The 23,524-nt window shown below is 57.7% G+C and carries 12 protein-coding genes; 8 read left to right on the plus strand and 4 right to left on the minus strand.

The annotated features are described in order from the left end of the window. Positions 1–75: 75 nt before the first annotated feature. A complete protein-coding gene (locus G8764_RS17840; RefSeq protein WP_166166152.1) occupies positions 76–2,508 on the minus strand; it encodes a hypothetical protein in 2,433 nt (810 codons plus the stop codon). 210 nt (positions 2,509–2,718) lie between these two features. After that, on the minus strand, positions 2,719–3,297 hold the full coding sequence (locus G8764_RS17845; RefSeq protein WP_166166154.1) for a lipid-binding SYLF domain-containing protein: 579 nt from the start codon (positions 3,295–3,297) through the stop codon (positions 2,719–2,721). Between the two features lie 273 nt (positions 3,298–3,570). On the opposite strand from G8764_RS17845, the gene cobO reads away from it, so the two are divergent. Beyond that, entirely contained in the window at positions 3,571–4,182 is a 612-nt protein-coding gene (gene cobO / locus G8764_RS17850) for a cob(I)yrinic acid a,c-diamide adenosyltransferase (protein ID WP_166166156.1), read from the plus strand. A 36-nt stretch (positions 4,183–4,218) separates the two neighbouring features. Here the strand turns inward: cobO and G8764_RS17855 are convergent, their stop codons facing one another. Beyond that, a complete protein-coding gene (locus G8764_RS17855; RefSeq protein WP_166166158.1) occupies positions 4,219–5,553 on the minus strand; it encodes a P-loop NTPase in 1,335 nt (444 codons plus the stop codon). A 180-nt stretch (positions 5,554–5,733) separates the two neighbouring features. On the opposite strand from G8764_RS17855, the gene G8764_RS17860 reads away from it, so the two are divergent. The 7 genes from G8764_RS17860 (at position 5,734) to G8764_RS17890 (ending at position 20,818) form a co-directional block, all read left to right on the plus strand. Continuing rightward, positions 5,734–7,836: an HDOD domain-containing protein gene (locus G8764_RS17860; RefSeq protein WP_166166160.1), complete on the plus strand. Its 2,103-nt coding sequence runs from the start codon at positions 5,734–5,736 to the stop codon at positions 7,834–7,836. A gap of 101 nt (positions 7,837–7,937) precedes the next feature. Next, positions 7,938–10,106, plus strand: a complete 2,169-nt coding sequence (locus G8764_RS17865; protein ID WP_166166162.1) for a putative bifunctional diguanylate cyclase/phosphodiesterase — start codon at positions 7,938–7,940, stop codon at positions 10,104–10,106. A 60-nt stretch (positions 10,107–10,166) separates the two neighbouring features. Next, complete coding sequence (locus G8764_RS22990; RefSeq protein WP_166166164.1) at positions 10,167–10,919, plus strand: PAS domain-containing protein; 753 nt, start codon at positions 10,167–10,169, stop codon at positions 10,917–10,919. A 714-nt stretch (positions 10,920–11,633) separates the two neighbouring features. After that, entirely contained in the window at positions 11,634–12,827 is a 1,194-nt protein-coding gene (locus tag G8764_RS17875; RefSeq protein ID WP_166166166.1) for a response regulator, read from the plus strand. 136 nt (positions 12,828–12,963) lie between these two features. After that, entirely contained in the window at positions 12,964–17,877 is a 4,914-nt protein-coding gene (locus G8764_RS17880; protein WP_166166168.1) for an ATP-binding protein, read from the plus strand. After that, positions 17,874–19,103: an EAL domain-containing response regulator gene (locus tag G8764_RS17885; RefSeq protein ID WP_166166170.1), complete on the plus strand. Its 1,230-nt coding sequence runs from the start codon at positions 17,874–17,876 to the stop codon at positions 19,101–19,103. Before G8764_RS17880 ends, G8764_RS17885 begins: the two co-directional genes overlap by 4 nt. Positions 19,104–19,483: 380 nt before the next feature. Continuing rightward, positions 19,484–20,818 carry an aromatic ring-hydroxylating oxygenase subunit alpha gene (locus tag G8764_RS17890; protein ID WP_207951954.1) on the plus strand — a complete coding sequence of 445 codons (1,335 nt, stop codon included), beginning with the start codon at positions 19,484–19,486 and terminating at the stop codon, positions 20,816–20,818. Positions 20,819–21,138: 320 nt separating this feature from the next. On the opposite strand, the gene G8764_RS17895 is transcribed toward G8764_RS17890, so the two are convergent. Continuing rightward, entirely contained in the window at positions 21,139–23,382 is a 2,244-nt protein-coding gene (locus tag G8764_RS17895) for a TonB-dependent receptor (RefSeq protein WP_166166172.1), read from the minus strand. Positions 23,383–23,524: the final 142 nt, after the last annotated feature.

The following is a 23,524-nucleotide window of genomic DNA, read 5'->3' on the forward strand; positions in this document are numbered from 1 at the left end:
AAAAACGGAGGCCGAGGCCTCCGTACGAGTATTAGCGAGGCACATCTGCACTGCGCTGGATGTGCCTCGGTGAGGTTACAGTGACTGGAAGGAACCGTCGCTGAAGGTGATGACCGCGACGCCGCCATCTTCGTCAATGGTGGCATAGCGGTTGCCGTTCTGGGTGATAGTGCCAGACACGGTAACATCACCGGCTTCGGTTTCGGTTTCCGTCAGGGTCAGTTCCACGTCGTTGTGATTGCTGACCGTCAGGCTGTCGCCGCCGTCATAGTTGAAGTCGAGCTGGTTGCCGCCGTAGCTGATGTTGATATTGGCTTCGCCTTCTTCCAGCCCGGTGCGCTGGATCACAGCTTGCACCTCGATCGGGTCGAGAATGCCCTGCACATCCATGCTGAACATCACTGTGACCGAGGCTGAGGCAAACTCTGTTGCAGTCTCGTTGCTGCTGCACTCATCGGTCCAGTCGTTGGACGACTCGTTGACGCCGTCGGCGTTGTTCAGGTAGCCAAAGCTGGAGGAATAATCACAGGTCTCGCTAAAGCCGCTGCCCGCCAAAGCCACGGAGGCCGCCAGTGTATTGGCGCTGTTGCTAAACTCGCCGCTGAGAACGATGGACAGGCCTTCGACGGTGACGGTTTCCGTGCCCTGGTGGGAGAAATCGCCCGAGTTGGAAAAGTTGGCACTTCCCTCTGTGGAGGACTGGGTGTTTTCCTCGGTCTCCGTGGAATCGATGCTGAGCAGGTCGGCGCTGACACTCAGGGAGCCGGTAAAGCTGACTGGATCAGTCACTTGCGCCGATGCCTGTTGGGCGATAGTGACGCTGAGATCCATGTCCAGGTCTTCGACGGTGATGGCCTCGGCGTAGCTGCCGGACCAGGTGTCGCTGGAGGTGTAGGAGGTTTCGGTTTGCTGCATGGTGAAGTTGCCGCTTTCTTCGCCTTCATAGTCGACGGTCAAGCTGGCGCTGAAGCCGGAACCTTCATCCAGGCTCACACTGACCAGCGCAGTGCTGGCGGTGCCGCTCACGGCCAGTGCGGCGCTGGCGTTACCGCTGGCCGTCTCGGTGAGGCTAAAGCCGGTGTCGGTTTCGCTCTCCTCGTAGCTGTCTTCGATATTGTCGACAAAGCTGACCGATGCACTGAGGTCAACGGCGACGCTGCTGGCGACGCCAGTGCTGCTATCGCTGATGCTGACGTCCTGGTCTACCGCAAAGCTGGCGGAGTCGGTAGCGCCGCTGATGGTCACCGTAATGCCGTCGCTGACCCATTCGGTCAGGCTGTCGTTCAATTCGTAGGCGTACTGGGCCTCGGCGATGGCAGCCATGGCCAGGGCCATGCCCTCGATGGCGAGGGCGGTGTCGGCCGAGGTCAGTTCCGCCGCCATATCGATTTCCGCGGAGAAGGCCTGCAGGCCGTCGATGTCGCCAGCGCTGATCAGGTTGCGCACCTGCTGCACAAACTGCTTGCTGGCCACCAGGCCCTCGGAGCCGGCGTCGTCGGGGATGTCGCCCTGGTCCGGAGTGCTGTTGTCGCTGCTGTCGGCGTTGGCTTTCTCAGCGCCGATGTTGGAGGTGAGGGTGAGCAGGTCCTCGTCTTCACCGTCGAGCCCCTCCAGTGCGGCCACATTGCCGAGCAGGCTGTCGGCTGAGGCGAGAATTTCTTCCAGCGATACGGTGGCAGGGTTATCGGTGTCACCGCTGCCCTCGTTGTCTGCCAGGCCGGTGTTGACATACTGGTCGACGAAATTATCCAGGGCGTCCTCGACACTGATATCGGTGCTGGAGCCCAGTGCGGCCTGCACCACGGCGGTGGCCTTGAGGTTGTACTCCAGGGCTTCGGCGCTGGCGGCGTTGACGGACTCGGCATTGGTGATGTCGACAATCGGCTGCTGGGTGATGTCGCCAGTGATGCCGAATTTGCTGGCAATCTGGGCGTTGGTGGTCAGTGTTGCTTCACTGGCCTCGATACCGTTGGCCACTTTATAGAGGGTGAGGGCTGCGGCGACATTGGTGAGTGGGGTGACGTTGATGGCAATGCTGCTGGCCTCGGTGCCCGCGCTTACCGCGCGCAGGCGGAAGTCGGCGGCCAGCTCATAGCTGTCGCCAAATACGACCGTGGGGGTGCCGCTGCTGTCGCGCTGGCACACTGCCAGGTCACATTTCATCAAGGTGGTTTCGCCCGAGTCGGCGCTGGTGATTTCAATCAATAACGGGCTGCCGTCGTAGCTGGCGTCCAGTTCCAGTTCGTAGGAGCCGTCGACGCTGTCGGTCAGCACGGGTCCGGCAACCAGTTCGCCCTTGTCGCCGGTACTGGTCAACAGCCAGGCATTGGCCACACCGTTGAGGATGATGCCCTTTGAGGCAGAGCCGCTGACAGAGGTGGAGGAGCCACCCTGCGAGTTACCGGCAGAGGAAGAGTCGCCACCACCACCGCCGCCACCACAGGCGGTAAGAGCGGCACTTATGGCCAGCGGCAGGAGGAGTCTTTGACAATTCAGGGGGTTAAACATTCGCCATTCCTTGTGTCTTGGTCGGTTCAAATTGTGGCCACGTGGGGCGGCCTGGAGATTGGTAGCCTTACAGTTTTCAGTGTGTCAAAAGCGGAATGTAAGGTGCTAATAGACGGGGTTGCCAGGGAGCATCCGCCTGGCAAAAAATAAAAGGCTAGGGAAGGTATAGTTCAGCAGCTTTCGAGGGTCAAGAAATCGAGGGACGAGAGCTTAAAAGCTGTTGAGCCTGGTGTTGTGCCAGTACTTGCTGCCCTGCAGCGTCGCTTGCAGGGCTACGCCGGCTTCCGTCAGCTGGTAAATGCTGACCCCGGAGATGGCGGTGACTGCTGTGCTGCTCTCTTCGCCCTTGTCAGGGGACTTGATGGCCGCGTCCGCCTGGCCGGAGAAATCCCAGCCGTAGAGGATAAAGTTGCGATAGGCCTTGGCGGTGTGAAACACAAACACGGCGCGAAAGTCCTTGATGCCAACTCCCAGGCCGACACCGGCCGAGGCCATCTTCATAAAGGAGTCCTGGCCATTGTAGTTGTTGTGGGCAATGCCATTGCCACCGCCGGCAGCGAAGAACAGCAGGTTGACGCCCACATTGGAAAACACTGCGTAGCCAGCGGCGTTGCGAATTTCCTCCCGCGTGCCGGGTTGTTGCTGGTACAGCTTTTCCAGTACTTCGTTGCGCATCGCGTGAATCTTGTCGCGCTGGGCGGCGCTATCGTCGGCCAGCGTGGGGCTCAAAAACGACAGCGCCAGGCAGATAGTCAGCAGGCTTTTAATAAACGCAGGGGTTTTAAACATACACATACCAGATAAATTTTCAGGGTGACAAGTTTAATGTCGAACGGCGCTATAGACCAGAGCGGCGGCGATAGATTCACAACTCGTTGAAAAAATAAGGCAGTAGCACTACAAGCCAATAGCACATGAAACCAGCAAGGCAATAAGCCCGATGGCACAATTATTTGCGCCTGTGCGGCATGGCCCGGCAGGGCCGGTTTGACTTTGTGCCGCTGCCTGCATAGAGTTGCCAGCTGCCCAAAACACCGCTCTAGATTAATTGGAAGTTTGCTGATGTCCAACGACGAAAAGAAAAACCGGAAACACAAAGCCGCCATGGAAAAACAGAAAGCTAAAGTGGATGCGCGCATCGAGGAGGCTTCGGCCGAGCGTGGTGTGGCGATACTGCTGACCGGCAACGGCAAGGGTAAGTCCAGCTCGGCCTTTGGCATGGTGATGCGCGCGCTGGGCTACGGCCACAAGGTGGGCGTGGTGCAGTTTATCAAGGGGGTGCAACTGTCGGGCGAGGAAATCTTTCTGCGCGACCATAGCGACCAGGTGGAGCTCTATCAAATGGGTACCGGCTTTACCTGGAATACCCAGGATCGCACGGCCGATATCGCCGCTGCCGAGCGCACTTGGGCGGTGGCGGAGCCGATGCTGCGCGACCCGTCCTACAACCTGGTAGTGCTCGATGAACTGACCTATATGATCGCTTACAAATACCTGGATGAGGATAGGGTCGTCAGCGCCCTGCGCAACCGCCCGCTGGAGCAGAGCGTGGTGGTGACCGGCCGCGGCGGCGGTTCCAAGCTGCAGGAGATCATGGACACCGTATCCGAGGTAAAGGAAATCAAGCACGCCTTCAAGGCCGGTATCAAGGCGCGTCAGGGGGTGGATTTCTGATTGTGTCGCAGTGGGTTAATCAGGGGCTGGGCTGAATCAGAGGCTGCGCAAGAAGTCGTCGAGGCTGGTGTTGTTATCCAGGCTGCGAATCTTGCGTGCCAGGTGGTCCTGGGGCCCGAAGCGGCGCTCATCGTAGCTGATCTGGCGGCGGTAAGCGGGGGCGGCTGACTGTAGCTCCAGCGGTTGGCCGCCCGGTGGTTGGTGATCCGGTAGCGGGTTCTGCGCTGCGGGGGGCGCCGCGGCGGCGCTCGGCAGTGGAGCAATGGCCTCGAGGGTGGCCAACCGGGTTTCTACCTGGCGCTTGATCTGACTTATCTGGGATGTACTGAATTCACCTGGACCGGCGTGTTCCAACAGGGCCGAAATCAGCGTCAGTGCCTTGTCAGCGGGGATCGCAGATGCGCTGTCAATGTAATCCACCATCGCCTGGATACTGGGAGCGGCCGGGTCCACAGCGTCGCTGGCGGCCGGCATCGCTGGAGCAGCACTGGTAATCGCTGGGCTGTCCTGCGGTTGGCGGGTAGCGATTACGCCGCGCCAGTACTGGCTGAGCAATTGCGGCTGCACCTGGCGTTCATTAAACAGGGAGTTGAGGCTGTCGGCCAGGCGCAGGAACAGCCGGCAGGAGGGGTCGTGGGTGGGTAGGGTCGCCACCGGCTTTTGGCTGGCCACCGCGACCCGCATGCTCTCGTCCATCCAGACACTGCCCAGGTAATCCGCTTCTATGCCGATATACTTGCGCACTGCCGCCTGGAAGCGGCGGAAGATGGCTTGGGGTTGATCGCTGGACGACACCATGTTGACAATAACCAGAACCCGGCGCTGGTAGCCTTTGCGCTGCATGGCCTTGAGCAGGGAGAAGGCGTCCGTCAGGGAGGTGGGTTCCGGGGTGATTACCAGGGCGGCCACCTGGGCGGATTCAATCATATTGATGGTGACCGAGGAAATCCCCGCGGCAGTATCCACCAGTAGCCAGTCGAACGCGGCTTCGATTTGCTGCAGGCCGTTGATCAGGCTGACCTGGTCCGGCTGATTGAGTTCGGCGCAGCGAGTGATCCCGGAGGCGCCGGGAATGATCGCCAGGCCCTCCGGCCCCGGCAGCAGGATCTCCTGCATGCTGCGCTCACCGGTAAGCAAGTGCTCCAGGGTGTATTGCGGCTGCAAACCGAGCAGGATATTGACATTGGCGAGACCGGTGTCACCGTCCAGCAGGCAGACCCGATGCTGCAGACGTGCCAGCGCAATCGCCAGATTCACAGCTATACTGGTCTTGCCGACCCCGCCTTTACCACCGGTTATCGCGACAACATGGGGCCCGGGATTGGCGTAGTTGCCCCGCGCAGGCGCAGAAGAGGAGTCAGATTGGCTCATGAGTGGCCACTGTAGCGTCTTTGAAAAAAATCAATTTCGTTGCCAGCTCGCGTGTTTTTCCTGCTAATAGTGCCATTTTATGTGGCGTTCGGCCTAAAGTCTTTAACCTGGACTTTCAAAGTCTGGCTATATTTACTACTATCGATTGTCGTGATAATAAACATTTTCAGGAAGTAATGCATGCCAGCTGGCGGTGACGCAATACAAAAAGAGTTGGCAGGGTCGAAACTGCCGCCGCTGCCACATGTGTTAGTGGAGCTTTTGCGCGCCTGTCAGGACCAGTCCTCCAGCTTTCAGGATATGGCCAAAATCGTTGCCAACGATGCCGTTATCGCCGCCCAGTTGATCATGGTGGCCAATACCTCCTATTACTCGCGCAAGGGCAATGTGGCGACCATCGAGCGCGCTTTGCTGTTGCTGGGCACGGATACACTGAAGACCATGGCCATCACCGCCTCGGTGCAGCAGATGTGCGATGGCTTTCTGCCCACCGATCCGGCTTATTACAAGAGCTACTGGAAGCGATCCCTGCGCTGCGCCCTGATAGCCAAGGCTCTGGCGCATCTTACCAGCTTTTCCTCGCCGGACGAGGCCTATCTGATTGGCCTGCTGCACAACATCGGTGAGCTGGTGTTGGCGGTCAACCACACCGGTGCCTACCCGGAGTTGCTGACCCTGGTCAATGGTGGCAGCCAGGCGGAGCTGGAAAACACTCGCTTCCAGACCAATCACTGCGAGCTGGGCAGTCAACTGGCCCGGCAATGGGGGCTGGACGCCTTTGCTGCCGATGCCATTGCCTACCATCACGAAGCGGTTAATGAGGTGGTCGATGCCCACCATCTCACCAAGATTATTTTCCTGGCCGCCAAGTTGGCCGATGAACCTCTGCACGCCGCGCTCGACGATGAGGCTATCGAACTGGCGGGGATCGAGGCGGCGGAGCGGCTGTTCGATTTGAGCGGCGCCCTGGCCCGGGAGATTGCGGCCAAGGTGACCGATGAGGTCAGCCGTATAGCGGACGCCTTGGCGATCGATCTGCAGGGGGACGAGCACCAGGATATGGCCGAGATGAAATCCCGTCTCGGGCAGCAACTGCAGCGGCGCCTGGTGAACCAGGAAATGTCCACCATGTTGCAGTCGTCAGCGGAGGCGCAGGCGGTGGCTCCCGAGACATTGTCCCAGGCGGTCAATATCATGTTTGGCTATCGCCAAACCCTGCTGCTGGAGTTTGCCCGTGGCCAGAATGCCCTGCTGTTCCAGCCGCCGGCGGCGAGCGCCGGCGCTATCGCCATTGCACTCTCCTCCAGTGGCAGCCTGGTGGCCGCCTGCGCCAAAGCCGGTGAAGTGATGTGGTCGCACGCCCCAGCAGGAAACACGGTGAACCTGACGGTGGTGGATCGGCAGTTGCTGCGGCTCTGTGGCGGCCAGGCAATGGTCTGTGTTCCGGTGTCGGCTGGCGGGCAATTGCAGGGCGTACTGGTGATGGGCGATGCAAGCAATACCCCGCCCGATGGTGTAAGCTTGGCGCTATTAAAGGATTTTGCCGGACATGTAGCAACGCTATTGAGCGCCAAAGACGCAGCCCAATCTGCGGTTGATGACAAGGTGTTGGAGCTGCAAGAAAAAGTGCGTGCGGTGGTGCATGAGGCCAATAACCCGTTGACCATCATTCGCAATTACCTGGAGGCGCTGTCCGGCGCAGCCGACGCAGAGGACGACGACAGTAGCGGCGGCCAGGAGTACCGGATACTGCGCGAAGAGGTGGACCGCGCCAGTCAAATCCTGATGCGGCTGCAGGACCTGGAGCAGGACGCAGCCGAGGCGCCAGCGGCGATGTCGCTCAACCAGGAAATTAAAGCTCTGGTGACGGTGTTCCAGCAGTCCATCTGCCGCACCAGTAAGGTGGAGTGCAAGCTGCGCTTGAGCCCGAAGTTGGACGCCGCAGTGTTTCCCAGGAATCAACTGCGCCAGATTGTGACCAACCTGGTGAAGAATGCCGTAGAGGCGATGCCCAGAGGGGGCGAAATCAGGATTTCCACGGCGCTGGTGACCAGTTCTGATCGGGGTAAAAGCGCTGAGATAATCATTGCCGATAACGGGCCGGGGTTGCCGGACCAAATCGTCAGTAATTTGTTTAAACCGGGATATTCCACTAAGGATGGTTACCACTCCGGGCTTGGGTTGAGCATTACCCGCAGTCTGGTAGAGGAAGTCGGGGGGTTGATTAGTTGTCAATCCGGTGAGCGTGGTACCCAGTTCAGGGTTGTCATACCAATGGCCTGAGCGAGGCCGTTGCGCTCGGCCAACCAGCGTTCGTCCAACCTAATTGTTGGATAATTGGTTAGCTGGCCCCCAAATACCAATACTTTAGGAATTGAGCTTGTATGGGACACAGTTCTCAATCATTTTCCCTGAAAGAGGCGGATGTAGCTATTCTGGCGGTTGACGATGAGCCGCGTATGCTCGACAGCTTGCTCGCCTGCCTCAAGCCCTACCGTCTCAATATCGATACCGCATTGGGCGGCGCCAGGGCGTGTGAAAAGCTGCTCGCCGGGCACTACGACCTGGTATTACTCGACCTGAACATGCCCGATATTGATGGCCACCAGGTGTTGGAGTTCGCCGCCGAACACGGCTTGCGCTGCCCGTTTATCGTGGTGAGTGGCGAGTCCTCCTTCGATGCGGTCACCAAGGCGCTGCGGCACGGGGTGAGCGATTACCTGAAAAAGCCCTACAGTGTCGATGAGTTGGTCACTACCGTATCCAATGTCCTGCAACAGCAGTTGCTGCAAAAAGAGCACAACCTAATGCAGTTGCGGCTGCAGCAGTCCGAGGGGCTGCACCGCTATATCGTCAACAGTTCACCCGATATTATTTTTATGCTCGATAAACGCGGGCGTATTACTTTTATCAACGAAAAAGTCGAGGCCCTGCTGGGCTACAAACGATCGGAGTTGATCGGCAGGCCCTGTCTCAACCTGATCGATCACGAAGATAGAAACAAGGCAATTTACTATTATCACAAGGGCGCGGCCGAATCACAGGGCGGCGCCAACTTTGAAATTTGCCTGCGCCGCAAAGGCCCATCACACCTGCCACGGCACTTTGACATTACCCTGTTCCCGGTGGACAACAGCCAGCTGGTGGCCGACCATATCAGTGGCGTGTCGGGCAGCGTGATCTACGGCGCGGCGCGGGATATCACCGAGCAAAAGGAGGCGGAAGAATTTATCAGCTTCCAGGCCTACCACGACACCCTGACCCGCTTGCCCAACCGGGCATTGTTTAAAGACCGCCTCAGCCTCGCCATCAATCAGGCGACCCGCAACAAGCAGATGTTGGCGGTGATGTTCCTGGATCTCGACCGCTTTAAAAATATCAACGATACCCTCGGCCACTCTATTGGTGATCTGTTGCTGGAAAAAGTGGCCCGGCGATTGGAGCTGGTGCTGCGTTCCGGCGACACCCTGTCGCGTTTTGGCGGGGATGAATTTACCCTGCTGTTACCGGCGTTGAACAGTAACCAGGATGCCATGCAGATTGCGGAAAAAATCATTGCGACACTGCGTGAACCCTTTGATGTGGACGGCATGCAGCTGTTTGTCGGGGTCAGTATTGGTATTGCCCTGTACCCGGAGTCGGGATCCAATATTGAGCAGCTGATTAAAAATGCCGACCAGGCGATGTATCACGTCAAGGAGCGCGGCAAGGACGGCTACTGTTTCTACGCCGCCAGCATGAGCGATGACCTGAGTCGCCAGGTCAAGCTGGAGCGCGACCTCAGGGTTGCCCTCGAGGCCAATCAATTTGTGGTCTATTACCAGCCCCTGATCGAAATTGCGACCGGGGCCATTGTCGGTGTGGAGGCCCTGGTGCGCTGGCAGCACCCGGAGCGGGGTGTCATATGCCCGGTGGAGTTTATTACCTTTGCCGAAGAGACCCGCCTGATCAACGAGATTGGGCGCCGAGTACTGGTGGCTGCATGCACCGAAGTCAAACGCTGGATCGACATCACCGGGCACAAGTTGCGCCTGGCGGTGAACTTTTCCCCGGTGCAAATGGATGACCAGGATTTTGTCGATCTGCTGCACAGCGTGCTGCAAGAAACCGGATTTCCGGTGGAAATGTTCGAGCTGGAGCTCACCGAAAATACCTTTATCCACAACCTCGACCACATTGCCGGCAAAATTGAGCGGTTGGTGGACCACGGCATGACCGTGGCCATCGATGACTTTGGTACCGGCTACTCGTCACTCAACTATCTGAACAAGTTGCCAATTCACACCCTTAAGATCGATCGCTGTTTTATCCAGCAAATTCCCAACCTGGAGGACGGCTCCTCCTGCGTGGTGAACGCCATTACCGCCATGGCCAAGGGCTTGCACCTGAATATCGTCGCCGAAGGGGTGGAAACCCGGGAGCAGCTGGATTACGTGCGCGAGTTGGGTTGCAACGAGGCCCAGGGCTTTTACTGCGGGCGCCCGCAACCGGGCGAAGCGGTCCTCGACCTGATCGCCGCGCAGCAGCAGTTGAGTCTTGGCAGTTTGGCGTGATTCCACGCGCGAACCGCTGGCGGCTGTGGTCTTGCAAGTGCGGGCAGGAGTGATTGAGTCGTGATCGGTGCTATCCTGAATGCGCTGCGAGGCCGCCGTCGGCACCAGAACTCGGCGGCGCGCTGCCAGAACATCTACCGTTTTATACGCCTGCAACTGGGGGACACACTTTCGGATCGAGAGGTTGCCCGGCAGTGGGGTATGGATTGGTCGGGCTTCGCCAAGCTCAAGAGTGGCGCCCGCCGGCTGCCCCGTATCGAAGAGCTTGACGCGCTGGCTACCTTGCTGGAAGTGCCGTCAGCAGTGGTGTTCGAAGTGGCCATGGGCGTGCCTGCCGCTGAGGCCCATGAGACGCTGGGGGCGGGCTATAGTGGCGGGGTGGGGCTGAGCCCGGTGCATGCCTGGGTTTACCTACCCTCTGCAAATAAGCGGTTGTTGTCAAAGCGGGTTACCAGCGCCGAGGGTAAAATGGACCTGTCCGGTCTGGTCATCCGCGAGGCCATGTTTTTACTCAATGCGGACGGGGTTTTTCTCGGTTACTACGAAGGCCACTTTGCCCCCTATATCTCACCCGAGACCTTTCTCGGGCGCGCCGCCGCTGAAGTACTGCCTGCAGGTATTGCTGAGCGTATGCAGGCGGAGGTAGCTACTGCGGCGCGGGGCGACGAAGTGCGCACCCTGTCGTACGCGCTGCCTGGCCCTAATGGTGAGCAACAGTTCAGTGCTCGCCTTATTCCCCTGGAGGCCAATCTTGTTCTGGGTGTGGTGCGGCGTTTGGAGTGTACTCCGGCCGATGACAGCGGCGCGGCCTGAGGCCGCCTGGGTCTGGCACGCGGAGCGCAACTTGTAGATTGGCCTGAGTTCTCGTTACCCGGTGTATACCCGCACAAGTTGATAGATTGTTGATGTGCTGGTGTATGTTCCGTCTGGCATGTTTGCACTTCTCGGGTTAAGCCTTGCGAGCGTCAATCGGGCGCTCAGCTCCAATCCCTTCTTCTGTGGGCGCCTGCGGCGGGCTAAGTTACGGCGGTCGGCCCGACCCGATAGCAATTTGTGCGCTATCACTACCAAAATTGGCCCTGTCTTATTTCGTTGTTTTACGCCGCCTCGTACCTTCTATTCTCCAATAGCTACGTTCTCTTCGGCAATGTCGCACTGCGCCTGGTGGTTAATCTTTTTGTTGGGTGTGCAGGGTCCGGAAGGCAGCTGTCAGTTGGCTGCGCCCACAGGCAATAACCTTGTATATTTGATGGTTTTTGGCATCCAAATAAACCTGGTGGCAACCACCGTTTGTTAGAAGAAAATGCGTCTTTTCAGGTTTTTTCGATAATATTTCCGAATATTGATGTGCTTTTTAATGCAGTGAAGTGCTTTATGTATTTTGCGCATGTAAAATGCTGAAGACTTCGCGGATAATTGATGGTAAAAAGCTACCATGTTGTCTTGTATGCAGTCGGGCAGGCGGGATAATCATCAGGTCGCAAGCGAATCTCGCCCAAGTAAAGGATTCTACAACTATGGGCCCCCATGACTGACTCTGAAAACATTCTGATTGCCGCCGAAGATGTGCACGATGCCAGGCTGGTGTTTGAGATGCTGGATGGTGATTTTGCACGCATCACCATATCCACCAAGGCGGAAAAAGCGGTGGAGGACTTCGAGCGGCAGAAACCCGCCGTATTGGTGCTTGCGTTTACCTCACTGGCAAAGGCGCAAGGCTACTATCGGGGGCTGTACCGCTCCAGTCCCCAGGCCCACGCGCAACTGCATAAGACCCTGGTGCTGTGTAATAAAGATGAACTCAAGGATGTGTACGCGTTATGTCGCAAGGGGCATTTTACCAACTACATCCTGTTCTGGCCGCTGGGTTACGACGCTACCCGCCTGTCCATGGAAGTGTATCGAGCCCTGCAGCAAGTTTCCTATGCCACCGCTGGTGGCCCAACAGTGCGGGAGTTTGCCGCCCAGGCGCGGGAAATCGATGGTTTGGGGGCTATGTTGGACGACACCCTGGCGGAGGGGGAAGAGCATATTACTCGGGCCGACGACGCCTTGAAGCAATTGACGGACGATATTGGCCAGGAGTTGGCACAGCTGCCAGCGGCAGTTGGTCTGGAGCGTTCTATCGACGCCAGTAGTGATCCCAGTCAACTGGCTCTGGAGGCAGTGATTAGCCGTTTGCGGGAAAAGCTCGATCGCTTTAGCGCCGAGACTATGCAGCCCCGCCTGCAGACCGCTGCCGCTACAATGGGGCCACTGCGGGGCTGGGTGGGTGATGCCAGGCGCAACTTGACCCCCAAATTGCAGGGGCTGCGCGGCATGCAAGCCCTGGCTGAGAAAGTACGCGCGCAGGTCCTGTTGGTTGAGGATGACCCCCTGCAGCACCGGCTGTTACAGCAGCTGTTGATCACAGAGCCAATGGAGCTGGTGTTTGCCAGCAACAGTTATGAGGCCTTTGCAGCCATTCACCGACGTCGCCCTGACTTGATTCTGATGGATGTCAACTTGCCCGATATCAATGGTATTGAAACCACGCGCCGGCTAAAAGCGACGCCGGGGCTTGCGGCTATCCCGGTGATCATGGTCACCGGACATCGACAGAAAGAAATCGTGGTGCAAAGTCGGCAGGCCGGTGCGCAGGACTTTATCGCCAAGCCGTTTGACCGCGAGGTTGTGTTGAAAAAAATTAAATCAGTCATGTCGAGCGTCGGCAGTTACTAGCTTGTAGCTGCCTGGCCTGAATACTCGTATTGTTTCCTATTAACCCCGCTAGCAGTCGACGCCAGTCGCCCCTGTGTCTATGCGGGGCAGGGGCGAAAACTGGAGTTGTCGAACATAAACCCTGAGTATTACCAAAATGAACGCTTCACCCGCTAATCCGCCACAACACCTGTGGCGGGGCATACTGGCCGCCTTTGCCTGCGCACTCTTGCCGTGGCTAAGTTATTGGGTCGAGCTTGGCGCAGGTGTCGACTTGCCGTTCTGGCCTGCGGCCGGTTACGCCTGGGCGCTGTTGATCCTGTGGGGCGCGCACTACTGGCCTGTGGTTTGGGTCGGGGTCTTTGTTGGCCATGTATCGCTTGGCGCCTTTAGCGCCAGCGCACCAGCCTGGCTACCCTGGTTTATGGCAACGGTGTTGACGCTGCAAGGGCTTGCCGCAGCCTGGATGAGCAAGCGTTCTTTCCAGGGGGGCGTATTTTGTTTTTCGAGCAATTCCCGCTTGTGGTTGTGGCTGCTTATGGTCGGGCCCGTGACCTGCTTGCTGGTCCTGACTTTGGGCGCTGCAGCGTTGGCACTAACCGGGCTGACCGATGCCGGTAACACGGCGGATTTTATTTTCTGGTGGCTGGCAGACACCCTGGGAGTGGTGCTGTTTGGCCCGGCATTTGTGATCCTGGTCGGGGCAAAACAACTAAGAGACAAGATGTTTCGACGGGTTACGTTGACGCTGCTGGGCGCGACGATACTGGGGCTGGGCGTCGGCGCCTATGTGTTTACTGTAAAGCACCAGGGCAAGGCCCTGAGCGAGGCGCTGGACCGTATCGACCAGGTCTACCAAACAGGACTGTTTGGCATTAAAGACAGCAGCCATACCCTGCGGGGGCTGGAGCGTTACTTGTTCGTCAATGTACAGGTGAACCAGAGAAAATTTGAGGATTTTGTCTTCTATATCGTGCAGCAGCCGGGTGTTAGCGCCCTGGCTTGGGCCCCGAAAGTAGACAGTTCTGAACGTGCGACCTATGAAGCACAATACGGCGAAATATTCCGTATTGATGGGGATGGTCAGAAGTCGCATGTCGACGCGACCACAGAGTATTACCCTATCAGGATCGTGTCTGCTGAACAGGTGCAGCAGCCCTTGCATGGGTTGGACCTGGGAGGGTGTGGGGCGTGCAAGATAGCGATGGAAAAGAGCGTCGCACTGAATGGCCCGGTTTCTACCGACCCCATTGCCCTGTTTGCCACAGGAAGCCTGGGCCTGCATATCTACCTGCCGGTCTTCGAGCGGGATATCACTTTGGCGGATGATTACCCGTCCCGGCTGGCGAGTTTGCGCGGCTTCGTGGTCATGGGGGTGGATCTGCATGGGCTATTGTTGCCTCTAACCCGGCTGGCGGAAAAGAAGGGCGTAGTAGTGCGCTTGCGGGACGTGACGCCGGGTGCGACGGAGCAGTTGTTATTCGATTCCTTTCCCCAATCGTCGAACCAGAGTTTGCGCGAAGAATATATTGATTTCGCCGGGCGTCACTGGCACCTGCAGCTGGCGCCTGCGGAAGCACTTGCCTCGGCCAGTGAAGCGGGTCTTCACTTTTTGTTGTTCGAACTGTTTTTGGCGCTGCTGGTGGTAGGTGCTGCGCTCAGCGCGTTCAACCGGCAGCGCGAGGTCGCGAGTCTGGTGCAGCAAGGCACCGCTGAACTGGAAAAGCAACTGCGGGCAAAAGATATAGCCGAAGGTCGGTTGTTGGCCACGCAAGATATGGCACAAGTGGCCATGGAGCTGGCCGATCTGGTGTCCTGGGAGGTGGACCCCTATACCGGCATCTACACGCTTAATGACCGGATCTATCAGTATTTGGGCACCAGCGCCGAGCGCGAAGGCGGTTACCAGATGTCGGCGGCTGATTATCTGCAGCGTTTTTGTCATCCGCAGGACCAGCAGCGGGTGCAGCGAGCACTGACGGCCAGGTTTGACGGAGGTGCAAGTAGCGATGATGCGCCGCTCGAATACCGCATCGTGCGGGCTGACGGCGGAATTCTCCATATCGCCAGCCGGGCTCGGGTGTTTCGTGATAGCGCGGGTCGAGTGACCAGGGTGTGCGGGGCCAGCCAGGACATCAGCGACCGCAAGCGTACCGAGCGGGAGCTTTATCAAAAAGAATGTCAGTTGCGTGAGCTCAATGTCGAGCTGGAGCACCGGGTCGAGAAGCGCACTGCCGAGTTGGAACATACGCAAAGGTTTAACCAGTTGCTGCTGGAAAATTTGGCGGAAGCTGTTGTCGCTTGCGATCAGGAGGGGCGTATTACGCTCGGTAACAGGGTGGCGCGGGAGTGGTTTGGCCCCGGCCTTACCACTCTGCAGGCTTGGGATACCGTGGCTCTTTTCTCGGTTCAAGCAAACGATAGTGACGAGTTGATAAGTCCCGACGCGCTGCCGTTTCGCCGCTCGCTAATCCACGGCGAAACGATAGAGAACATGGAGCTGAACTTCACCGATATACAGGGCCAGAAAAAATACGTCTTCGCCAACAGTGCGCCGATTTTAGATGAAAACGGCGAGCGCTACGGGGCGGTGCTGGTTATGGCTGATATCAGCAAGCGGGTCAAGGCGATACAGGGGATGCGGGAAACCCTGGCGGTACTGGACGCCATTGAGGACGGTGCCTTGATTGTGGATCCGGATACCGGTCAGTTTACCTATATCAACGAAGGCGTGATTAAGCAAACCGGCTGGTCACGGCAGGAGTTGCAGGATAGATCCGCGGCTGGGGTTTTGTCGGCTTTTGGCGCGCAAAGTTACAGTGAGCTTGTCGCTTCCCTGTCCGACGGCAGCCGCCATCTTACCGGCGCCTACCAGCGCCCGGACGGCAGTAGCATAACCCTGGAGTTGCATCTGCAGTACGTGAAGTTGCCAAAAAGCGGCGGCCGCCTGATCGCCATTTCTCGCGACGTGACTGAAACCCAGGAGTACCTGGCCGAACTGCAGCAGGCTTCGGAGAAGCTGCAGGCTGCCAATCAGCAGATCACCGCGGAGCGCGCCAGCCTGGCGCAACGGGTGGAGCAGAGTACGAGCGAATTGCGAGCGGCCAAGGACGCGGCGGAGCGTGCCAACCGGGCCAAGTCGGACTTTCTCGCCGCCATGAGTCACGAGATCCGCACCCCCATGAACGGCGTGGTCGGCAGTGTCGATCTGCTGGCGCGCTCCAGCCTGAAGCCACACCAGGTAGAGTTGGTGCAAACCATCACCGATTCGGCCTACAGTTTGCTCACGGTGATTGATGACGTGCTGGACTTCTCCAAGATCGAGGCCGGCAAGATGGTGCTGGAGCAGGAGCAAATGTCACTGCGCAAAGTGCTGGAGTCTACCAGTCACGGGCTGGCATCGCTGGCGGTCAATAAAGGTGTGTGCTTGCTTGTCTTCACCGACCCGCGGCTACCGGCGTGGATTCTCAGCGACAGTATTCGCTTGCGTCAGATTCTCAATAACCTGATCTCCAACAGCATCAAGTTCTCCGCCGGTAAGCGTGTTGCCGGCCGCGTTATGGTGCGGGCAGAGCTGGCCGGGGTCGACGTTGTGCGACTGGTGGTGGCGGACAACGGCATTGGCATGGACGCCGCCATGCAGGCGCGTTTGTTCCAGCCATTTGAGCAAGCTGAGGCGGCCACTACCCGCCACTACGGCGGTACCGGGTTGGGGCTGGCCATCTGTCGGCGTTTGGTCGACGCCCTGGACGGCAGTATTGAGGTGGATAGCAAGCCGGGAGTGGGTACCCGGTTTACCGTGTTATTGCCCCTGACAGAAGCCAGCGCCGAGCCCGAGCCGGCCAGTGTAGATCTGCAGGGGCTGGTTTGCGTGTTGCACAACAACGATGGCGAGCTGCTGCAGGACTGGTGTACGTATTTACGCTTTGCCGGTGCCGAAGTCAGTCATTATGACCAGGAAGAAACGGCCAGGCAGCAGTTGCAGGTGCAACTCGAGCGAGGTGAAACGGCAGGGGTGTTGGTGATTGCCGCCGACAGTCACTTGTTGCAAGAGTGGTACGCGCAGCAGCGGCCAGCTACCGCACCGGCGCTGGTGTCTATCGGGGTGGGCCTGCGTCGCACGCCGCGCCTGCTGTCGTCGGGCGTGGTGGAGCTGGACGTGGATGCCATGAGTGAAGCGGCATTCCTGCAGGCGGTTGCGATGGCGACGGGGCGTGGCATAGCGGTGCAACCTGTTATGGGCTCCGGCCTGCTTAGCGAGGCTTTTTTACCGCCGGACCGGGACACGGCGGTGGCCGAGGGGCGCCTGATCCTGGTGGCGGAAGATAACGAGATCAACCAAAAGGTGATCCGTCGGCAATTGGCACTGCTGGGGCTGGCGGCCGATATCTATGAGGATGGCCAGCAGGCACTGGCGGCCTGGCGCAAGGGTGGGCACGCGCTGCTGTTGAGCGATTTGCATATGCCCGAGGCGGATGGTTTCGAGCTGGCGAGGAGTATTCGTGCCGAGGAGCAGGGGGCCGCACATATACCCATCATTGCGCTCACCGCCAACGCATTAAAAGGTGAGGTGGACCACTGCCAGGCCGCGGGCATGGACGATTATCTGTCAAAGCCCACCACCCTGGTTAAGCTCAGCGCCACCTTGAAAAAGTGGTTGCCGAAACTGGCCTCGCAAGTTGATGACTCGGATGCAGACTCATTGCTATCGGTGGCAGAGGGCAGTGCCGTGTTGGCGGTGCTGGATGTGCAGGTGTTAAAAGATTTGGTCGGGGACAATCCCTCCCTCAACCGGGAGTTTCTCACCGAATTTAGCCGGGCGGCACAGGAGGCCGCGAAAAAACTGCGGGTGTCGGTGGCGGAAGGGGACTTTAGCGCAGTGGTCAATACGACTCATCGATTGAAATCCTCTGCGCGCTCGGTTGGCGCACTGGCGCTGGCCCAGTGCAGTGAATCTTTGGAACAGGCTGCCGGGGTGGGAGATGCTCGCGCGGTGCGCGTTTTGTTTTATCAGTTTGAGCAGGAGGTAGCGACGGTTTTGGTTGCGATCGAGCGCGTGGATAGCCTATGAAAAAAACCGTAGTAGTGGATGACGACCGTTTGCAGTTACGGCTGCTGGCGCAGCAACTGTATAACCTCGGACGGAAGCAGGAGCAGGTGGTCACATGCAATACGGGCGAAGGTGCCTTGAATATGTTGCAGGAGCAAGTTGACCAGGTGGAGCTGGTGATCCTGGATCTCAACATGCCCGACATTGACGGTGTTGAACTGATGCGCCAGCTGGCCGATATGCGCTATGACGGGGGGCTGATACTGGTCAGTGGGGAGAATTCACGTATTCTGGAATCAGCTATCAAGCTGGCGACGGCACATAACCTGAAAGCCCTGGGAGGGTTGTCCAAGCCCTGTCAGCCAACCAGACTGGCGGCACTGTTGCACGATTGGCAGCAGCTGCAGAAGGTACAGCAGAGGCGGGCCTCGTTTTCCTATGCTGTAGCCGAAATACAGCGCGCGATTGAACAGAGTGAATTGGTGAATTTCTATCAGCCAAAAGTGCGTATGGCCGATGGCGAATTGCTTGGGGTTGAAACCCTGGTGCGCTGGCGCCACCCCGTCGATGGGCTGGTGTTTCCAGACCAGTTTATCGGGGTCGCCGAAGAGCACGGTTTGATTAACGAACTGACCAAAGTGGTGCTCGCGCAAGCGGTGGCAGATGCCAGCCAGTGGCGCGCCGCAGGGTTGCAGTGCGGTGTCGCGGTGAACATTTCAATGGAGGATTTGCTGACGCTGGATTTGCCGGAGTACATCATTGAGTTGATGAGCCTGCATGCTGTTCCTATGTCCAGCTTGACCCTGGAGGTGACCGAGTCCCGTTTGCTGGTCAATCGACGCGCCTGCCTGGAGGTTCTCACCCGGCTCGGATTGAAGCGGGTCGGGTTATCCATTGATGATTTCGGCACCGGTCACTCATCACTGGCCCAGCTGCGCGACCTGCCGTTTGGTGAGCTTAAGATTGATCGCGGTTTTGTTCATGGTGCTGCCGCCGACCCGGTGCTGGCGGCGATAGCGGCGGGGAGCATAAATATGGCGCGGCAGCTGAATATGCTGACTGTGGCCGAGGGGGTGGAGGACCTGGCCGACTGGAGTTGGTTGCGTGACCACGGTTGCGAGCTGGCGCAAGGGTATTTTATCGGCCGGCCTATGCCGGCCGCAGAGCTGCAAGCCTGGCGGGATGACTGGCAGCGTCGTCGGGAGGAGCGAAAATGCGAAAATGGGGACGGAGGGATTAAAATTTGACCAGCTCTTGATTTGCCTGGGCGTGCGGTTGCGCTGAGGTGGAAGCGGTTTGACGTTGTGCAACCCAGTTCTAGAGCAGTCTAACCCCGGCAGGAGAGCTTGAGGCAGGTTAGACTGGTTAAAAAATAATCCCTCCGTCCCCTTTTTCCCCCTCCCTTTTTTATTGCCGATGCCTGTTCCGGGCTTGATCGACAATATTTTGCCTCGTAATCAATGCCAGCCCGCGACGCGGGCGCGGGCGCCATCATTAGTTAAAAAGGCAAAACAGATTGTTTTTTATGCTGAAATCGGGTATAAACTGGCTTGTGAAATTAGTTAGTCAATCGTTCAAAAGCTGTATTTGTAAAAACTAGATAATTAGCGAACCGAGGAGTTCCTGCATGAATCAGTACATATTAGCCAGTGACCTGGATCGTCCGGTCAAACTCGATGAGGCGGAGTTACGCCAGGATTTGATCAGTGCCGAGCGATATACTTCCGCCGATTATGCCCGTGAAGAGTGGAAAAAAGTCTGGATGCGCACCTGGAACCTGGCGGGTATGGCGTACCATGTGAAGGAGGAGGGTGAATACATCACTGTCGACCTGGCGCATGAGTCAATCGTTTGTGTGCGCGGCGCGGACGGCGAAATCAGGGCGTTCTACAATTCCTGTCCCCATCGTGGTACACGCTTTGCCGCTGTGGAAGAGGGTTATGCGGAGAAGTTTACCTGCCCTTACCATGGTTGGCAGTTTAGTACCTCCGGCGAAACCATATTCGTGCCCAATGAAGAAGATTATGCCCAGGGTAGCCCCTGTGGCAAAAAACGCCTGAAAGAGATCCAGTGTCGCGAACTGTTTGGCTTGATCTGGATAAATATGGACAACGATTGTGCCTCCCTGGAAGAGTTCCTGGGGGAGCAGATCGTGCGCGAGCTCGGCTCGTATCATATGGAGAATATGGTGCGGGTCATGAACATGACTGCCGACAGCCCCTGTAACTGGAAAATTATCACGGATAATTTCAATGAGGCGTATCATGTTCAGGTATTGCACCCGGGGCTGATTCCTTATATCGAGGCCAATTACAAGAACTGTCAATTTGATACCCTGGCCGAGGGGCACAATCGCGGCTGGTTTCCCTCCCACAACCCTTCCATATTGCAGGACGGTGACGAAGTGGCCGAGCATCTGGCGGCCATCATGCGCCAGTGGGACCTGGACCCCGAGGACTATCACGGCAGGGAAAATCATCCCAAGATTCGCAAGGCACTGCAGCAGGCCAAGCGCGAAAAAGGCATTGAAAAAGGTTACCTGCATTACGAGGGCTATGCGGATTATCAATTCACTGATTACATTATCTACAACATTTTCCCGAACAGTGTCATTACTGTGGGGCCGGACGGTGTTCAACTGTTGCGCCCGCGCCCACACCCGTCGGGCGATCCTGCCCGCTGCCTGTTTGACCACTGGTGGATGGTACCCGAAATCGAGGGCATAACTCATACTCCGTCGCCTGCCGGCGGCCCTGACTTGCCGATCGAGGATGGCGAGCATGAGGTGATTGTCTACGGTGAAAAATCACTCGGCACCACCGCCGATGAGGATTTGAGTATCGCCAAAATGCAACAGGAAGGTCTCGCCTCTGCCGGTTACCAGCCATTCTATCTGGCGCACCAGGAGCGGCGAGTGCAGCGTTTTCATGAGGTGCTAAACGATTATATGAGCAAGGATTGAAAGCGTCTTGCAGGTTAACCGGGCCGGGTTAATAACTGGCCCGGTGCCAGCATAGCCAGTCACATTGGGCGGCTCCGCGATAAAATTACAGCGGCGCCGCCTTTTTTTTGGTGCCGCCTGACTGCCATTGACCCGTAGATCCTGGCCGCATTTTTTCCAGACAATTTGCGGCACTCCCTACATCCTTGTGGGTCGTACGTCGCCGCTACGCACATCCCTGTGCTCACGCGGCATTCGGTACTTTCTGTACATAAAAAAACCCGGACTGGGTCCGGGTTTAAAGAATATCCAGGTGAGGGCGCCGTTAAGCGCCCTTGCAACTAGAACTTGTACAGCACTTCCATACCAATTTCTCTTGGCGGGCGACGCTGGGCGAAACGCCACAGGGCGCTGTCACCTTCCACATCCAGGCGCGTGCCATTGACCACATAGTTGTGGGTCCAGCTGTCGTCGTCGGTCAGGTTGCGGCCGAACAGCGAAAACTGCCACTGCTCCAGCGCAAACGACAGGGAAGAGTCGACCATGCCGGTTTCTTCTACGCCAGAGCCCGGATAATTGGTGGTAGTCGCTTCATACTCATCGGTCCAGCTGTAAGAGAGGCGCCAGGTCAGGCTGCCACCGCCCACTTCCCAGTTCATGGTCGACGCCAGGCCGTAGCTCAACTCAGGCGAGCGCCGGAGCTCAAGGCCGGACTCATCCCGGGTTGAGTAGGGCAGGCCAGTGGACGGGCTGATGCCATAGAGGTTTACGAACAGCTCGTCGTACTCGGAGTCGAGGGTGCCCACGTTACCGGACAGGCGCCACCAGTCGTTGATCAGCCAGTTGAAATCCAGCTCAAGGCCCTGGATGCTGGCCTGGCCGGCATTAACCACGAAGTTTTGCGTAAATGGCGCAATAGTGGCGGGAATTGCCAGCTCCACTTGCATATCCTCATAGTCCATCTGGAACGCGGTCAGGTTAAAGTTCAGCGAGCCATCAAACAGGGTTGTGCGCAGGCCAATTTCATAGTTGGTCAGTTCTTCAGGCTTATATCCCTGTGACAGATACTCGGGATCCAGTGCCCTGGGCGACAAACCGCCGCTGCGGAAACCGGTGGAGGTGGTAAAGTACATCATAACGTCATCGGTAAAATGATAGCGTGCGCCGAGACGATAGATATTTTTGGAGTTGGAGGTGCTGCCACCGGCGTTTGGCCCCAGGTTGATTGTCGACGGGTCATCGATATTGGCCCAGGCGGCGCGGGCCAATTTCTTGGTCTCGTGAATGTAGCGCAGGCCTGCGGTCAGCACCAGTTTGTCATCCAGCAGTGCCAGGTCGGCTTCGCCGAATGCCGAGTAGGAATCAGAGGTGGTGCGACCAAACTCTCCGGATCTGGGCGGGAAAAGCACGCGCGTGGCCTGGTTGTTGGTGCCCTCAGCATAGGCGCTGAAAATACCCACTTGCCAGGTCAGGTTGGAGCCGGTGTCGCGACTCAGGCGCAACTCGTGGGTAAACTGGTCGAAGTCTCCCCAGCGCCGGAAGTGGTAAATGGGCAGTGCCTGGCCATCACCGTCAAGTGACTGGTCATCTTCGGACTTCATCAGGCTGCCGACGTAGGTCAGGGTGTGGTCGTCGGTGACATTGGCGGTCAGGCGTGCGGTAAACTGATGCTTTTCCAGTTCATTCCACTGCTCTCCGTCGAGTGAGCCCCGGTCGCGGCTACCGGTGCTGGACTCACCGCCAACCGGGCTGCAACCCTGGTCGGCGACGCCGTAGAAAGAACCCACATTACAGAAGGTGTCGGCGGCTGAGGATACGTTGAAGACCGTACCCGGGTCACCCTCCAGGTTGCTGTAGTCGTACATCACTTCCGCGGTAATTATATCGTTTGGCTGCCACAAGAGGTGAGCGCCAAAACGTTGTGTATCGCGATACCAGAGGTCGCCACCTTCGGTGTTATCGACGTAACCCTTACCCTGCTCCGAAACACCGCCAGTGACCTTGATGGCCCAGTTCTCTTCGCCGTAGTTGTAGAGAAAGTCGCCCTGGACTTTTTCATACTCGCCGTAGCGGGCGCGCACTTTGCCGCTGGTTTCATCGAGTTGCGGCTTGACGCGGTGAATATTAATCAGGCCGCCGACCACGTTCTTGCCAAACAGTGTGCCCTGGGGGCCGCGCAGCACTTCAATGCGCTCGATGTCGATCATGTCGAACACCTGGCCAGTACCGGTGGCCAGGGGAACGTCATCGACGGACACCAGTACGGTGGGGTCGAAACCCTTGTCGACGTCCTGATAGCTGATGCCGCGAATGGAGAAACCACCGCCACCCGGGGTACCCATTTCTATGGTGTCGAAAACCACGTTGGGTGCGAATGCCTGCAGGCCGGTGGTGTCCAGGGTAAACGCCTGCTCCAGGTCCATGCCGGTAATGGCGGTTACCGCGACCGGAACGTCCTGAATGCTTTCTTCTTTCTTGCGGGCGGTAACTGTAACTTCTTCGAGCTGCAGTGAGTAAGCCGGCAGGGCTACTGCCGCGGATACCGCTGCGCAGAGGGCTGATCGTAGTAATAGTTTTGTTTTCATGTGGTGTTGACTCCCGCTTTATTGTGCTAATGGGTTATGGGCGTAGTGTGAATTATTGTTAAGAATGACTGCGCTGTCAATAAAAACATATCAATCTGTTTGTTTTATTTGGGGCAGAGGGCTGAATTTGGCAGGGTGAATC

This window comes from Pseudomaricurvus alcaniphilus (assembly GCF_011440395.1).
Lineage (GTDB): Bacteria > Pseudomonadota > Gammaproteobacteria > Pseudomonadales > Cellvibrionaceae > Pseudomaricurvus > Pseudomaricurvus alcaniphilus.

Excerpts from the sequence above, each read along its gene's own strand:
- G8764_RS17840 (WP_166166152.1), bottom strand. The coding sequence starts at position 2,508 with ATGTTTAACCCCCTGAATTGTCAAAGACTCCTCCTGCCGCTGGCCATA.
- G8764_RS17845 (WP_166166154.1), bottom strand. The coding sequence starts at position 3,297 with ATGTTTAAAACCCCTGCGTTTATTAAAAGCCTGCTGACTATCTGCCTG.
- cobO (WP_166166156.1), top strand. The coding sequence starts at position 3,571 with ATGTCCAACGACGAAAAGAAAAACCGGAAACACAAAGCCGCCATGGAA.
- G8764_RS17855 (WP_166166158.1), bottom strand. The coding sequence starts at position 5,553 with ATGAGCCAATCTGACTCCTCTTCTGCGCCTGCGCGGGGCAACTACGCC.
- G8764_RS17860 (WP_166166160.1), top strand. The coding sequence starts at position 5,734 with ATGCCAGCTGGCGGTGACGCAATACAAAAAGAGTTGGCAGGGTCGAAA.
- G8764_RS17865 (WP_166166162.1), top strand. The coding sequence starts at position 7,938 with ATGGGACACAGTTCTCAATCATTTTCCCTGAAAGAGGCGGATGTAGCT.
- G8764_RS17875 (WP_166166166.1), top strand. The coding sequence starts at position 11,634 with ATGACTGACTCTGAAAACATTCTGATTGCCGCCGAAGATGTGCACGAT.
- G8764_RS17880 (WP_166166168.1), top strand. The coding sequence starts at position 12,964 with ATGAACGCTTCACCCGCTAATCCGCCACAACACCTGTGGCGGGGCATA.
- G8764_RS17885 (WP_166166170.1), top strand. The coding sequence starts at position 17,874 with ATGAAAAAAACCGTAGTAGTGGATGACGACCGTTTGCAGTTACGGCTG.
- G8764_RS17890 (WP_207951954.1), top strand. The coding sequence starts at position 19,484 with ATGAATCAGTACATATTAGCCAGTGACCTGGATCGTCCGGTCAAACTC.
- G8764_RS17895 (WP_166166172.1), bottom strand. The coding sequence starts at position 23,382 with ATGAAAACAAAACTATTACTACGATCAGCCCTCTGCGCAGCGGTATCC.